The sequence below is a fragment of the Candidatus Eisenbacteria bacterium genome (assembly GCA_035577985.1).
In the GTDB taxonomy this organism is placed as follows: Bacteria; Desulfobacterota; Binatia; order DP-6; family DP-6; genus DATJZY01.
Map to the genome: position 1 here is coordinate 1 of DATJZY010000080.1, position 12,504 is coordinate 12,504.

Annotated in this window: 15 protein-coding genes; 5 read left to right on the forward strand and 10 right to left on the reverse strand. The window is 71.1% G+C overall.

Going from position 1 to position 12,504, the window contains the following annotated elements:
- The coding region (locus VMS22_11870; GenBank protein ID HXJ34720.1) for a hypothetical protein at positions 1-1,714 on the reverse strand (1,714 nt) is incomplete at its 3' end.
- A gap of 158 nt (positions 1,715-1,872) precedes the next feature.
- Here VMS22_11870 and VMS22_11875 point away from each other — a divergent pair.
- Positions 1,873-2,493, forward strand: coding sequence for an MliC family protein (locus tag VMS22_11875; GenBank protein ID HXJ34721.1), 621 nt, complete (start codon positions 1,873-1,875; stop codon positions 2,491-2,493).
- A 6-nt stretch (positions 2,494-2,499) separates the two neighbouring features.
- On the opposite strand, the gene VMS22_11880 is transcribed toward VMS22_11875, so the two are convergent.
- Entirely contained in the window at positions 2,500-3,492 is a 993-nt protein-coding gene (locus VMS22_11880; protein HXJ34722.1) for an alpha/beta hydrolase, read from the reverse strand.
- A gap of 65 nt (positions 3,493-3,557) precedes the next feature.
- Between VMS22_11880 and VMS22_11885 the strand changes: the two genes are divergently transcribed.
- Complete coding sequence (locus VMS22_11885) at positions 3,558-4,331, forward strand: enoyl-CoA hydratase-related protein (protein HXJ34723.1); 774 nt, start codon at positions 3,558-3,560, stop codon at positions 4,329-4,331.
- Between the two features lie 8 nt (positions 4,332-4,339).
- Positions 4,340-5,458, forward strand: a complete 1,119-nt coding sequence (locus VMS22_11890) for a glycosyltransferase family 4 protein (protein HXJ34724.1) — start codon at positions 4,340-4,342, stop codon at positions 5,456-5,458.
- On the opposite strand, the gene VMS22_11895 is transcribed toward VMS22_11890, so the two are convergent.
- Genes VMS22_11895 through VMS22_11905 form a run of 3 tightly spaced genes read right to left on the reverse strand, consistent with a single transcriptional unit; the run spans position 5,370 to position 8,613 of the window.
- Positions 5,370-6,287 (reverse strand): transglutaminase family protein, encoded by a 918-nt coding sequence (locus tag VMS22_11895; protein HXJ34725.1) that lies wholly within the window; start codon positions 6,285-6,287, stop codon positions 5,370-5,372. The genes VMS22_11890 and VMS22_11895 overlap by 89 nt on opposite strands.
- Entirely contained in the window at positions 6,275-7,162 is an 888-nt protein-coding gene (locus VMS22_11900) for an alpha-E domain-containing protein (GenBank protein ID HXJ34726.1), read from the reverse strand. The genes VMS22_11895 and VMS22_11900 overlap by 13 nt, the downstream gene beginning before the upstream one ends.
- The gene (locus VMS22_11905; protein HXJ34727.1) at positions 7,156-8,613 is read right to left on the reverse strand and encodes a circularly permuted type 2 ATP-grasp protein; all 1,458 of its coding nucleotides are present in this window, start codon (positions 8,611-8,613) and stop codon (positions 7,156-7,158) included. Before VMS22_11905 ends, VMS22_11900 begins: the two co-directional genes overlap by 7 nt.
- A gap of 170 nt (positions 8,614-8,783) precedes the next feature.
- On the opposite strand from VMS22_11905, the gene VMS22_11910 reads away from it, so the two are divergent.
- Positions 8,784-9,155, forward strand: coding sequence for a hypothetical protein (locus VMS22_11910; GenBank protein HXJ34728.1), 372 nt, complete (start codon positions 8,784-8,786; stop codon positions 9,153-9,155).
- A gap of 8 nt (positions 9,156-9,163) precedes the next feature.
- Here the strand turns inward: VMS22_11910 and efp are convergent, their stop codons facing one another.
- The 5 genes from efp to VMS22_11935 are packed head-to-tail and all read right to left on the reverse strand — an operon-like array spanning position 9,164 to position 11,876.
- Positions 9,164-9,730, reverse strand: a complete 567-nt coding sequence (efp, locus tag VMS22_11915; protein ID HXJ34729.1) for an elongation factor P — start codon at positions 9,728-9,730, stop codon at positions 9,164-9,166.
- A gap of 40 nt (positions 9,731-9,770) precedes the next feature.
- Entirely contained in the window at positions 9,771-10,205 is a 435-nt protein-coding gene (locus VMS22_11920) for a nuclear transport factor 2 family protein (protein HXJ34730.1), read from the reverse strand.
- Between the two features lie 5 nt (positions 10,206-10,210).
- Complete coding sequence (locus VMS22_11925) at positions 10,211-10,534, reverse strand: cupin domain-containing protein (protein ID HXJ34731.1); 324 nt, start codon at positions 10,532-10,534, stop codon at positions 10,211-10,213.
- Positions 10,535-10,536: 2 nt separating this feature from the next.
- Positions 10,537-11,346, reverse strand: coding sequence for a competence/damage-inducible protein A (locus tag VMS22_11930; protein HXJ34732.1), 810 nt, complete (start codon positions 11,344-11,346; stop codon positions 10,537-10,539).
- Positions 11,346-11,876, reverse strand: coding sequence for a hypothetical protein (locus VMS22_11935; protein HXJ34733.1), 531 nt, complete (start codon positions 11,874-11,876; stop codon positions 11,346-11,348). The genes VMS22_11930 and VMS22_11935 overlap by 1 nt, the downstream gene beginning before the upstream one ends.
- Positions 11,877-11,959: 83 nt before the next feature.
- Here VMS22_11935 and nuoB point away from each other — a divergent pair, with 83 nt between their 5' ends.
- The gene (gene nuoB, locus VMS22_11940; protein ID HXJ34734.1) at positions 11,960-12,502 is read left to right on the forward strand and encodes an NADH-quinone oxidoreductase subunit NuoB; all 543 of its coding nucleotides are present in this window, start codon (positions 11,960-11,962) and stop codon (positions 12,500-12,502) included.
- Positions 12,503-12,504 lie beyond the last annotated feature (2 nt).

Here is a 12,504-nt window from a genome sequence, read left to right on the forward strand (position 1 = left end):
CGGAGGCGTTCGGGTCGGTCGCCTGCACCGTGATCACCGGCGGCGGCATGTCCGCGATCGTGACCGTGTCCTGGCTCGGCGTCCCGAGGTCGTAGGCTGCACCGTCCGCGAGTGTGAGCGTGACCGTTTCGTTGCCCTCGACGAGTCCGTCGTTCAGGGGCGTGATCGTCACGTCGACGGTCGACGAGCCGATCGGGAAGTCGGCGAGGGAGCTGATGATGCTGTAGTCGAGGCCGTTGGCCGCCGTGCCGCCGATCGCGAAGCTCACCGTGAGGGTTGCGGCGGTGCTGCCGGTTCGCGTGAGCGTGAACGTGCCGGCGACCGGGCCCGCCTCGGACGCGTTCGGCATCGACGCCACGATCGTCACGACGGGGAGGGTGCTCGTCGTCGTGCTCGTGCTGGTGGTCGTCGAGGTGGTCGAGGTGGAGGTCGTGGTCGACGACGAGGAGTTCGAGGTCGACGAGGTGGTCGACGACGACGAGCTGGTGGTGGTCGGCGGCTCGGTGGTGGTCGAGGTCGAAGACGTCGTCGACGAGGTCGTGGACGAGCTGGTCGACGTCGTCGACGTGGTCGGTGCCTCGGTCGTCGACGACGACGACGTGGTCGTGCTCGACGAGGAGCTCGAGGTGGAGGAGGTGGTGGACGACGACGAGCTGGTGGTGGTCGGCGGCTCGGTCGTGCTCGACGACGACGTCGACGACGAGCTCGTCGTGGACGAGCTGGTCGTCGTGGGGGCCGAGCTCGACGAGGTGCTCGACGTGGATGGCGTCGTGGTCGTCGACGAGCTGGTCGTGGGTGCGCTGGTCGTCGAGGAGGTCGTGGACGACGTGGTGGACGTCGTCGGGGCCGCGGTGGTGGTGGTGGTCGGTGCGACCGTGCTGGTTGTCGGCGCCGCCGTCGTGGTCGTCGGGGCCGCGGTGCTCGTCGTCGGCGACGAGGTGGTGGTGTTGGTCGACGACGAGGTCGACGTCGACGATGTCGATGTGGTCGTGGTCGACGACGTGTTGGTCGACGTGGTGCTGGTCGTGGTCGTGGACGTCGACGTGGTCGTGGTCGAGGAGGTCGAGGTCGTCGTCGTGGTCGAGGTGGTGGTCGTCGAGGTCGACGTGGTCGTGGTGGTCGTCGTCGACGTGCTGGTGGTCGTGGTGGACGACGTGGTGGTGCGGGTCGTCGTGCTGGTCGACGTGGACGTGCTCGAGCTCGAGGACGAGCTCGTGGTGGTGGACGTGGTCGTGGGAGGCGGGGTCGTGCTCGTCGTGGTGGTGGTCGGTCCGGCGCAGGTGCCGTCGGGATTGCACGCGTCGAACTTGCTGAAGAAGCCGCCGGACCCGTCGCAGGGCGCGCCCTTCTTGCACTTGGCCGCGGAGCTCACGACCGAGGCCTTCACCTTCCCGTTCTTCTTGAGGCTGCAGCAGACGACCGCGCCCGCCGTCCCGCAGATCGACGCTTTCTCGCACGTGAGGATCAGCTTGCGGCACCGCTTGTCGGGGACGAGCGCGACGAGGTTCGCGAGCTGGAGGGTGCTCTTCACGCAGCGCGCGTACGTGGCGTGGGAGACGTCGCTCGTGCAGCCGCAGGCGGCCTGGACGAGGTCACGCGCGGCGTCGATGGACGCCGTGTCCGGGCACTTCGAGCTCACGCATGCCGCCCCGGCCGGGCTCGCGAACGCGCGAAGCAACGACGCGGCCAGCGCTGCGGTGAACACCCACTTCATGTCGCCCCCTCCCACCCGGGCACCCCGTGCCGCGGCACCATCGAAACGCGTCGACGGCTTCGGTCATACACCATGGCGCGGTGGGAGGCGAGCCGCGGCGGACGCCGTGGCGGGCCCGAAGCGCGCACGCTATACCGCGTGCGCGAGGGAGCCCGGCGTTGACGAGACTCGCATGGATCGCGATGTGCGCCCTGGCGCTCGGCGCCGACGTGGCGCGAGCCGCCGGTCCGAGCTTCGACTGCTCGCACGTCACGGCGGGCGCGATCGAAGAGGTCGTCTGCCGCAACCCGACCCTGTCGCTGCTGGACGCGGAGACGGCGCGGCTCTATGCGCTGGCGTCGAAGGCGCCGGCCGCGGGCGCGGACGTGCTGAAGGACGAGCAGCGCCAATGGCTCGGCGATCGCGCGAAGTGCACGACCGCTCCGGAGCCCGAGACGTGTGCCCGCGACCGCTACATCGAGCGGATCGACTGGCTGCGTCTCTCGCAGCGGGCCACGCGGAGCGCCGACGCCAAGGGCATCAGCCTGGGTCCATTCGCCTATCGCTGCGACCAGACCGATGGCCTCGTGAGCGTGATCTTCCTCAAGACCGATCCCCCGCTCGCGTACGTCAGCCGCAAGAGCATCCACGTCGTGCTCGCGGCGCTGCCATCGGGGAGCGGCGCGCGCTACGGCGTCGAAGGCGGGCCCAGCCTCTGGATCCACGGCAAGGGCGAAGCGCGCTACCGCGAAGGCGCGAGGCGCCCCGAGGTGAAGTGCACGGAGGAGCCGCTCGGCTGAGCGGAGTCAGCTCGCGGGCGGGGGGCTCGCGGACTCGAGCGGCGCGGGCGGGGCTGCGGCGCGCTCGGCCCCGAGGTCGGACAGGAAGTCCAGGAGCAGCCGATTCACCTCGTCCGGCTTTTCCTGCTGCACCCAGTGGCCGGCGTCGGCGATGTACTCGAGGCGCGGCGGGGTCGAGAACAACGGGTCCATGCCGTAGCTGAGCTCCTTGCGGAGCGCGACGTCCTGCTCGCCCCAGATCAGCATGGTGGGCGCGGTGATGACGGGCCAGTCTTCGAGGCGGCGGCGTGGCGGCGCGAAGGTGCGATCGCCGTAGAAGAAGCGCCGCACGGGCTCCGGCAGTCCGGCTGCCGCCTCGTCGCTCCGGAAGGCCGCGCGGTAGTAGTTGATGGCCGAGCGCAGCGCGCCCGGCCGGCTGGCGGCCTCGCGCAGGATGCGGAGGTCCGTCTCGGTGATCGCGCTCTTCTGGATGGCCGAGTTGCGGATGGCGTTGCCGACGAGCCAGGCGTTGTTCCAGCCGATGAGGGTCTCGGGGAGCCAGGGGATCTGGAAGAAGAACATGTACCAGCTCTTGGCGATCTGACGCAGGTTGCCCTGGAGGTGCTGGCGGAAGATCGCGACGTGCGGGCAGTTCATGACCACGAGCCGGCGCGTCAGCTCGGGATGCACCATCGCGAACTCCCACGCGATCCCGCCGCCCCAGTCGTGCGCGACGATGACCGCGTCGCGCTCGCCGAAGGCGCGCACGAGGCCGGCGACGTCGGCGACGAGCTGCGGGAGCTCGTACGCCTTCACGCCCGCCGGCTTGTCGCTCTCGCCGTAGCCGCGGAGGTCCGGCGCCACGACGCGGAAGCGGGGTGCGAGCGCCGCCAGCTGATGGCGCCACGAGTACCAGCACTCCGGGAAGCCGTGCAGGAAGATCACGAGCGGGCCCGCGCCGTCGACGGCGCAATGCAAACGCACGCCGTTCGTCTCGACCACGCGATGCTCGAGCGCCATGCGTGGGAGCTAGCCGCGGAGCTCGCCCCCTGTCAATGCGCCGACCCGTGCGGTATGGGAGCGCGATGGGCTTCGAGTTCGTTCGCTACGAGAAGCGGGACCACGTCGCCTTCATCACCATGCATCGACCCGAGGTGATGAATGCGCTCCATCCTCCGGCGCACGAGGAGCTCGACCAGTGCTGGAACGATTTCGCCGCCGACGACGACTCGTGGGTCGTCGTGCTGACGGGCGCAGGCGAGAAGGCGTTCTCGGCCGGCAACGACCTCAAGTGGACGGCGCAGCACGGGATGCCGCGCATGCCGAAGAGCGGCTTCGCGGGCATCACCTCGCGCTTCGACCTCTGGAAGCCGGTCATCGCGGCCGTCAACGGCTTCGCCCTGGGCGGTGGCCTCGAGATCGCCCTCTCGTGCGACATCATCATCGCCGCCGAGCACGCGACGCTCGGCCTGCCCGAGCCGCGCGTCGGCCTCATGGCCGCCGCGAGCGGCGTGCACCGCCTGCCGCGACAGCTTCCGTTGAAGATCGCCATGGGCATGATGCTGACCGGCAAGCCGATCACCGCGGCCGAGGGGCATCGCATCGGCCTCGTGAACGAGGTCGTTCCCGGCAAGGACCTTCTGGCGACGGCGGAGCGCTGGGCGCGCACGATCGCCGAGTGCTCGCCGCTCTCGGTGCAGGCGACCAAGCAGGCTGCCCTCCAGGGCCTCGGCAGACCGCTCGCCGATGCGCTCTTCGCGGGCTATCACGCCGTCGATCGACTGTGGGCGAGCGAGGACGTGGTCGAGGGGCCGCGCGCGTTCGCCGAGAAGCGGGCGCCGCGCTGGAAGGGACGATAAGCGCGCGCGTGCGCGTGCTGTTCGTCAACACGAACCAGAGCCGGACGTTCGGGGGCGTCGAGCGCTGGATGATGGACGCGGCCGCGGGGCTCGCGGCGCGCGGCCACTCCTGCGTGATGCTCGGCCGGCCGCGCGCGCCGTGGGCCGCGGCGGCCCGCGCGCGCGGCATCCGCGTGCGCGACGACCACTACGGCGCGTGGATCATGCGCGTCCTCCGCCTGCGCAGCGCGATCCGCGCCGAACGCCCCGACGTGGTGGTCGTGAAGGCGAAGAAGGTGGCGCGCATGGCGTCGTGGGCGCGTGCCACCGGCGGCGGCGGGCGCGTGGCGCTCTTCTTCGGGCTGACGGGCGAGCTCGACCCGAAGCGGTGGCTCGACCGCCATACCTGGCGCCGCGTGGATGCCGGCATCGACATCGCGTACGGCTCGGTACGCTGGTACGTCGAGCACGGCTTCGGCCCGCCGCAGAAGCACTACGTCTTCTGGAAGGGCGTCGACCTCGCGCCGTTCGACCTGGGGATCGCGCTGCGGAGCGCGACCCGCGAGGGGCTCGGTCTCGGCGAGGACGAGATCGCGATCGGGACCGTCTGCCGGCTCGCGTGGCAGAAGGGCCTCGACCGGTTCTTCGCCGCCATTCCTGCGATCCGATCGCGCGTGCCGGGGGCGCGGTTCCTGGTAGTGGGCGGCGGCCGCGACGCGCCGCTCGTCGAGGCCGAGGCAGCCAAGCTCGGCGGCGCGGTTCGCTTCCTCGGCCAGCGCGACGACGTTCCGGCGTTGCTCGCGGCTCTCGACGTCTTCGTGCAGCCGTCGCGCCAGGAGGTGATGGTGCAGACGACGCTCGAAGCGATGGCGGCCGGCCGTGCCGTCGTCTCGACCGCGACCGTCGGAGCCGACGAGGCGATCGAGGACGGAGCGTCGGGCGTCATCGTCCCGGTCGAGGATCACGTGGCGCTGGCCGACGCGGTCGCGGCGCTCGCCGGCGCTCCGGCACGGCGCGCCGCCTTGGGACGCGCGGCGCGGGCGCGGATCGAGCGCCACTTCACGATGGAGCAGATGCTCGCTCGCTGCGAGACGGTCCTGCAGGCGATCGCGCGAGGTGAGGGCGCACCGGGTCCTCCAACCGGGTGACGCGGAGCAGGACGTCGGGGACGGTGCCGGGGCCCGTGCCCGTGAACGTGCCGCGCTGCGGAGTGGCATCGCGCGAGTCGCGTCCGACCGCGACGGGCACGTAGGTGTCGTCGACGGGTTGCCGTCGCACGGGATCGAAGCCACGCCAGCCCGCACCCGGAACCAGGACGTCGACCCACGCGTGCAGCGCCTCGGGCCCGCCGCCGACGTAGCCCATGGTGTAGCGCGCGGGCACGCCCCACATCCGGACCATCGCGACGAGCAGGTGGGCGAGGTCGTGCGATCCGCCCGATCCGCGCCCGAGCGCCGCATCGAGGGGCGTGTCGATCGCGCGGAGGCCCGCGTCGTACGAGAGCAGCTCGCCCGCCCGCACCATCGCCGCGCCCAGCGAGTCGCCGAGCGGCGCACCCGCGGGATGCCGCGGGATGCGGAGCTCGCGCGCCTCCGGGGCGAGGTCGGGCGTGTAGAGACTGCGGTGGAGCACGTAGTCCCAGAGGGGCGGATGCATGCGCAGGACGTCTGCGATCCACGCGGCGCCGCGCCGTGGATCGATCCAGTTCTCGGAGCCGGCGCCGGCGCGGCGCGTTTCCACCACCGTTTCGACGTTGGTCACGAGCTGCTGGTGTCGCCCGAGGATCGCGAAGTAGTAGACGCGATTGCCGAAGCCGTCGACGTAGCTGCGCAGCCGCGCCTCGGGCTCGATGGTGACGCGCGTGCTCGAGACCCGGAGCATCTCCCCCTCACGCGGTACGAGCCGTAGCTCACAGTGGTGCTCGCGGACCGCATCCGGGAAGACGAGACGCGTCTCGTGGTGGATCAGGTAGCGCACGCGACGTCTCCGGACGTGCTCTGGAAGAACTCCTCGCACAGGGCGCGGTCGAACGCTGCCACGTGGGCGACCAGGCCGCGCAGAAACTCGTGCAGGACGCCGTTGCCGCCATCGGTGCGCGGCAGCTGCACGACCGCAGCGCGGAGCGTGGCCGCGGCGGCGAGGGTGGCGCGCGCGGACGGCACGCTGCCGATGGCGTCGAGGGCGTGCGCGGTGGCCTCGACGCTGAACCGCAGCGAGCGAGGGAACTCCGGCGACAGGACGAGGAAGTCGATGACCGCGCCGGGCTCGAGGCCGGCGTGGTGGCTGCGCCGGTAGGTGTCGAATCCCGACAGCGCCCGCAGCAGCGCGGTCCACTGGTAGTAGTCCATCGCCGAATCCCCACCGTCGTCGCGCGGCGACACCAGGTGGTGCTCCATGTCGAGGATGCGGGCCGTCATGTCGGCGCGCTCGACCGACGTGCCGAGCTCGTAGAACCCGAAGGCTTCGCCGCGCGGCATGGTGCCGGAGGCGACGCCGTGGAAACGCGCGACCTCGTTGCGCACGAAGCGGCAGAACGGCTCCATGCGATCGCCGGCGTCGGGGTGCGCCAGCAGCGGGTCGGCGTGGAGCCACAGCTCGTGCAGCGTCTCCCACATGTCGTCGGAGATCCGGTCGCGGGCGACGCGCGCATTGTCGCGCGCGAGCCGCAGGCTCGAGCGCAGCGCGCTCGGTGAGGTCCGTTCCGGCGTGAGGAGGGGCGGGCGTCCCCCCGCGGCTTCCCCGTCCGCGTCCAGCAGATCCAGCAGATCGGTCTGGATCGCGCGGGCGGTGTCGTCCACGCGTTCGAGGTAGCGCGCCATCCAGTAGAGCGCGTCGGCGATGCGGCTCAGCATGGCGCGGCGGCGAGCACCCACGTGTCCTTGCTGCCCCCGCCGTGCGCGGCATCGACGACGAGCGCGCCGGGAGAGAGCGCGACGCGGGTCAGGCCCCCCGGCACCACGTCGAGCTCGTCGCCGTAGACGACGAACGGACGCAGGTCGACGTGGCGCGTCTCGAGCGCATCGTCGCAGGCGCACACATGCCGCGAGGGTGGAACCACGGCCTGGGCGACGAAGCTGCGCGGGTTCTCGGCGATCCGCCGCGAGAAGGCTTCCCGCAGCTCGGGGGGTGCGGTGGGACCGACGAGCATCCCGTAGCCCCCGGACTCGTTGACGCGCTTCACCACCACCTGGTCGAGGTTCGCGAGCACCCATTCGCGCTCGGCGCGATTCGTCATCTGATAGGTGGGGACGTTGTCGAGGAGCGGGGGCTCGCCGAGGTAGTAGCGGATGATGGCCGGCACGTAGGGATGGATGGCCTTGTCGTCCGCGATCCCGGTTCCGGGCGCGTTCACGATGGCGACGTTGCCCGCCCGCCAGGCGTTGACGATGCCCGCGACGCCGACCAGCGAGTCGGGGCGGAAGCAGAGCGGATCGAGGAAGAGATCGTCCACGCGCCGGTAGACGACGTCGACGCGCTCGCGACCGCGCGTCGTCTTCAAATGGACGACGTCGTTGCTGACGACGAGATCGCGGCCTTCGACGAGAGCGACGTCCATCTCGTGCGCCAGGAAGGCGTGCTCGAGATAGGCCGCGTTGTGCATGCCGGGCGTCAGCACCACGATCCGGGGCTCGCGCTGTCCGCGTGGCGAGAGGCTCCGCAGCGCGCGGAGGAGCACGGCCGGATAGTCCTCGACGTGCCGGACACGGTAGCGACCGAAGAGCTCCGGGAAGGCGCGGCGCTCCACGATGCGGTTCTCGATCATGAAGGAGACGCCCGACGGGATGCGCAGGTTGTCCTCGGCGACGAGGTAGCGACCCTTCTCGTCACGCACGAGGTCGATCCCGCCGATGTGCGTGTAGATGCCGTGGGGCGGCTCGACGCCGACGATGTCGCGCCGGAAGTCGGGGCTGGCATAGACCAGCTCCGCCGGCACCACGCCGTCCTTCAGCACGCGCTGCGTGTGGTAGAGGTCGTGAACGAAGCAGTTGAAGGCCCGGATGCGCTGGGCGACGCCAGCCTCGACGAGCGCCCATTCCGCGCCGGGGATGATGCGGGGAATGGGATCGAACGGCCAGACGCGATCGCCCGCGACGGCATCCGGCCGGGCCGTGAAGGTGACGCCCTCCGAGCGGAGGGCCACGTGGGTGGCGCGCGCTCGGGCTGCGAGCGCGGCGTGGCCGCCGTCGCGGAGGTGGTCCCAGAGCGGGCGGTAGTGGTCGCGGGGGACGGCGTCGCCCCGGTAGAACTCGTCGTACGCGTCGGCTGCGCGGGACGGGAGCGGGGTGCCTCCGAGCGGGGACATGGCGTCTCGATCCGAGAGGAGCAACATGCGTGCCCCGGGGCGCCCGCGCCCGACGCGGGCCGGCGACGGCGGCCGCTCCACGCTGCCGAGGCCCTGGGCAGGGATGCCTCCGGCCTGGGCACGCAGCGGGATGGCTCGCGCCAGCGGATCGGACCGGTTACGTTCCGCGCATGGCGCGACCTGCGGCGGTGGCTCTGCTGCTCTGCGACTCGGCGAGCGTCGACGCGGGCGGAAAGGTCACGCTCGCGGGCCTGGTCGACGTCCTGTGGGCGCCACGGTTTCCCGCCGTCCACCGCGAGCTGACCGTGTTCTGGAAGTGCCGCTTCCCGAGCGCCGGCGAGGCCTGGATCACGATCGAGGACCCGTCGGGGCGCACGGTCGTGACCACCCGGCCGATCGCGACGGCGGCGGGGGGCGTCGCGCAGGAGATCCACCGCCTGGTCGACCTCGAGCTGCCGACCGCCGGCACCTACTGGGTGCAGCTCGTCGACGCGATGGGCCCGCTCGCAGAGACGCCGCTCGAGGTGCGCGCGAGCGGCTGAGGCACCGCTCAGCCCTTGGCGCGGCCGACGTACTCGCCGCTCTCGGTGTCGACCGTGACCACGTCGCCTTCGTTGATGAAGTTGGGTACGCCGACGACGAGGCCGGTCTCGGTCTTCGCGGGCTTGAGGACGTTCGACACGGTTGCGGTCTTGATGCCGGGCGCGGCCTCGACGACCTTCAAGTCGACCGTCTTCGGCAGGCTCACGCCGATCGGCGTGCCGTCGTGGAACTCGATCTCGATCTGGTTGTTCGGGACCAGGTAGTTGACGGCGTCGCCGAGCGCGTCGCGGTCGAGCTCGATCTGCTCGTAGTTGTCGGTGTTCATGAACGTGTAGCGGCCGCCGCTCTCGAAGAGGTACTCGGCCACGTGCTGCTCGAGGCTCACGCGCTCGACGCGATCTTCCGAGGCGAAGCGATACTCCGTCTGGGTACCGGCGCGCAGGTTGCGCAGCTTCACCTGCATGAAGCCGCGCTTGTTGCCGGGCGTCCGGTGCGTCGCCTGCATCACGCGCCAGAGCTGGCCCTCGTGCTCGATGATGTTGCCCACACGGAGCTGCGTCGCCTGCATCTGCATGACCGCAGCCGACTACCATCGGCCGCACGGGGACGCAATTTCACTGCAGGGGCGACGAGCCGGCGATGCGGGTGCGCGGCCCGATGAGCGGACCACCCTGATGGTGCACGATCCACCATCGACCGTCGCGGCGCTCGAAGACGTTCGTCGCCTGGACGCGTGCTTCGGTCCGGCCGTCCACCTCGCGGGTCTCGATCTCCTCCACGCACAGGACCCACGCCGCGTCGCCGACGACGCGGACGGTGATCTCGGAGAGCGTGAAGCGCATGCCGAGGGTTCCCGCGAAGATCTCCTCCCAGCTCTCCATGACGTCGGGCCAGCCGACGAGCGCGTTCCAGCCTGGATGGATGCACGTGATCGGCCCGCTCGGCAGCCAGAGCGCCCGCATGCGATCGATCTCGAGGCTCTCGAAGGCGCGATAGAAGGCGTCGTTCGCGGCGAGGACCGCGGCGTCGTCGCTGGTCGCCTGCGCCATCCGACTCACCCGGGCTTCGGCGCCATCATGACGAGCAGCGCGAGGCGCTCGGGGCCGGGATTGTGGACGGCGTGATCGCTCCCGGCCGGAGCGCACACGAGGTCGCCGGGCCGCACGTCGCGCTCGTCGGCGTCGACCCGGATGCGGCCGGTTCCCGACAGGACGTAGTAGAGCTTGTCGCCGACCGCGTGCTTGTGTCCCGCCTGCGCCTGGCCCGGCTCGAGGCCGTAGACGTCGCAGAACAGACTCGCCGTGTCGACGAGGTTCGTCTTCTTCATCTTGTCCGGGGCGAAGGCCGTCCGCTGAGGAACGTGGACGAAGCGATCCATGCTCACTCCTTCAAAGTCCGCAGCATCGCGGTGAGCGCAGTGGCCGCGGCGGCGACGCGCTCCTCGGCCTCGAGCGCCGTGCCGCCGCAGGCGGTGAGACGTACCCGCAGGTCGCACTCGGGCGCGAACGCCGTCGGCAGCGACTTCACGTGCACGGTGGGGTGCGTCGCCATGAGGCGCTCGGCGAGCGTGGTGATGCGCGATTCGTCGCCGCACCCGGAGGCGACCTCGCGCTCCGCGAGGAACACGGGCGTTCCGAGGCGCGCCGCGATGCGGTCGGACGCCGCCTCGAAGAGCGCCTGCATCTCGAACGGCACGCCGGGGACGCAGAGGACGGCGAACGCCGGGGTGGCGAGGAGGACGCCGGGCGCGGTGCCGACCGTGTTCTCGATGAAGTCGGCACCCTCGGGAAGCTGTGCCATCTTGCGCCGCTCGGGTGTGAGTGTCCCGTCCGTGACCGCACCTTGCGCCGCCAGCTCGGCGTAGCGCCGGGCGACGGCGGCGAGCGCGGTCGGATGCTCGCGCAGGCCGCGTCCGAAGCCGGCGGCGACGCCGACCAGCGTGCGATCGTCGAACGTCGGCCCGAGTCCGCCGCTCGTGACCACGAGCGCGGCGCCGTTGGCCCGCGCGTGCCGGATCTCGCGCGCGATCGCGGGCGGATCGTCGTCGACGACCGTGATCCGCGTCACGCGTCCCCCGAGACCGGGGAGGCGAGCCGCGAGCCAGGCGGAGTTGGTGTCGACCCTGTGGCCGCGGACGAGCTCGTGGCCTACGGCGAGGATCTCGACCGGAACGCCCAGCTGCTGCGACATCAGGAGACGGAATGCCCGCCGCTCACGGGCGCCGGCGGCGCCGCGTGCAGGGTCTGTGTCAGCCGGAGGCCGAGCCATGCCACCCACACGGTGATCGCGACCGCCAGCCAGGCGGCGCCGCGCATGCGACGCAGCATGCCGCGCTGCTTTTCGGGTTCGACCGGAAGGTCGCCCAGCTCGGCGCGCACCAGGCGGTGGGCGAGGCCGAAGGAAAGGTAGGAGGCCGGCAGGATGATCAGCAGGAAGGTCAGCCCGAGCTTGCCGGCGAGGAGCCAGACGAGCTGGCCGAACGCCGGGCCGTACGCCGCCTTGAGATCGGTGATGGCGCTCCACCCCGATGCGAGCGCGGCCAGAAGGGCGCCGAACGAGAGCACGTTGTACGGACGCAGCCCGCGGGCGAGGGCGCGCCGCTGCAGCGCGGGATCGTCGATGGCCTCCATGGCCGGCAGGAAGATGGCCGCGAGCGCGACCGTTCCACCCAGGTACACCGCGAGCGCGAGCAGATGCACGAGCCGCGTGAACGGGTCCATGTGTCGCGTCGCTAACCCGCCGGTCTCGGGTTTGCAAGGCTTTGACACCACGAGGAGGGCCGGGTACGAATTCGTGCGAACCCATGGCGAAGCCGCTGACGATCGCGCGCCCGCGTCGGGCGACCTCGGGAGAGGAAGCGCTGCTCGCCGAGGCCGTCGTCGTGACGCGACTCGATCGCGCCATCGGCTGGGCTCGCAAGTACTCCATCTTCCCGTACCCGTTCGCGACCGCCTGCTGCGCCATGGAGTACATGTCGCTGTCGATGTCTCCGTACGACATCGATCGCTTCGGCGCGCTCCTGCCACGGTTCACGCCGCGGCAGTCGGACCTCCTCATGGTCATCGGCACGGTCACCATGCGCCAGGCGCCGATCCTGCGCCGGGTGTACGACCAGATGGCCGAGCCGAAGTGGGTCATGGCCTTCGGTGCCTGCGCGTCGACCGGCGGCTTCTACGACAACTACGCGACGCTGCCCGGGATCGATCGGATCGTCCCGGTCGACGTCTACGTTCCCGGATGTCCGCCGCGGCCCGAGGCCGTCCTCGACGGTCTCATGGCGCTCCAGCGCAAGATCCAGCGCTCGAGGCATCCGTTGGGTCCCGCGGCGCAGGACGCCGCGAGCTAGTC

Excerpts from the sequence above, each read along its gene's own strand:
- VMS22_11880 (HXJ34722.1), bottom strand. The coding sequence starts at position 3,492 with ATGGCGCTCGAGCATCGCGTGGTCGAGACGAACGGCGTGCGTTTGCAT.
- VMS22_11885 (HXJ34723.1), top strand. The coding sequence starts at position 3,558 with ATGGGCTTCGAGTTCGTTCGCTACGAGAAGCGGGACCACGTCGCCTTC.
- VMS22_11900 (HXJ34726.1), bottom strand. The coding sequence starts at position 7,162 with ATGCTGAGCCGCATCGCCGACGCGCTCTACTGGATGGCGCGCTACCTC.
- VMS22_11905 (HXJ34727.1), bottom strand. The coding sequence starts at position 8,613 with ATGTCCCCGCTCGGAGGCACCCCGCTCCCGTCCCGCGCAGCCGACGCG.
- VMS22_11910 (HXJ34728.1), top strand. The coding sequence starts at position 8,784 with ATGGCGCGACCTGCGGCGGTGGCTCTGCTGCTCTGCGACTCGGCGAGC.
- efp (HXJ34729.1), bottom strand. The coding sequence starts at position 9,730 with ATGCAGATGCAGGCGACGCAGCTCCGTGTGGGCAACATCATCGAGCAC.
- VMS22_11920 (HXJ34730.1), bottom strand. The coding sequence starts at position 10,205 with ATGGCGCAGGCGACCAGCGACGACGCCGCGGTCCTCGCCGCGAACGAC.
- VMS22_11925 (HXJ34731.1), bottom strand. The coding sequence starts at position 10,534 with ATGGATCGCTTCGTCCACGTTCCTCAGCGGACGGCCTTCGCCCCGGAC.
- VMS22_11930 (HXJ34732.1), bottom strand. The coding sequence starts at position 11,346 with ATGTCGCAGCAGCTGGGCGTTCCGGTCGAGATCCTCGCCGTAGGCCAC.
- VMS22_11935 (HXJ34733.1), bottom strand. The coding sequence starts at position 11,876 with ATGGACCCGTTCACGCGGCTCGTGCATCTGCTCGCGCTCGCGGTGTAC.
- nuoB (HXJ34734.1), top strand. The coding sequence starts at position 11,960 with ATGGCGAAGCCGCTGACGATCGCGCGCCCGCGTCGGGCGACCTCGGGA.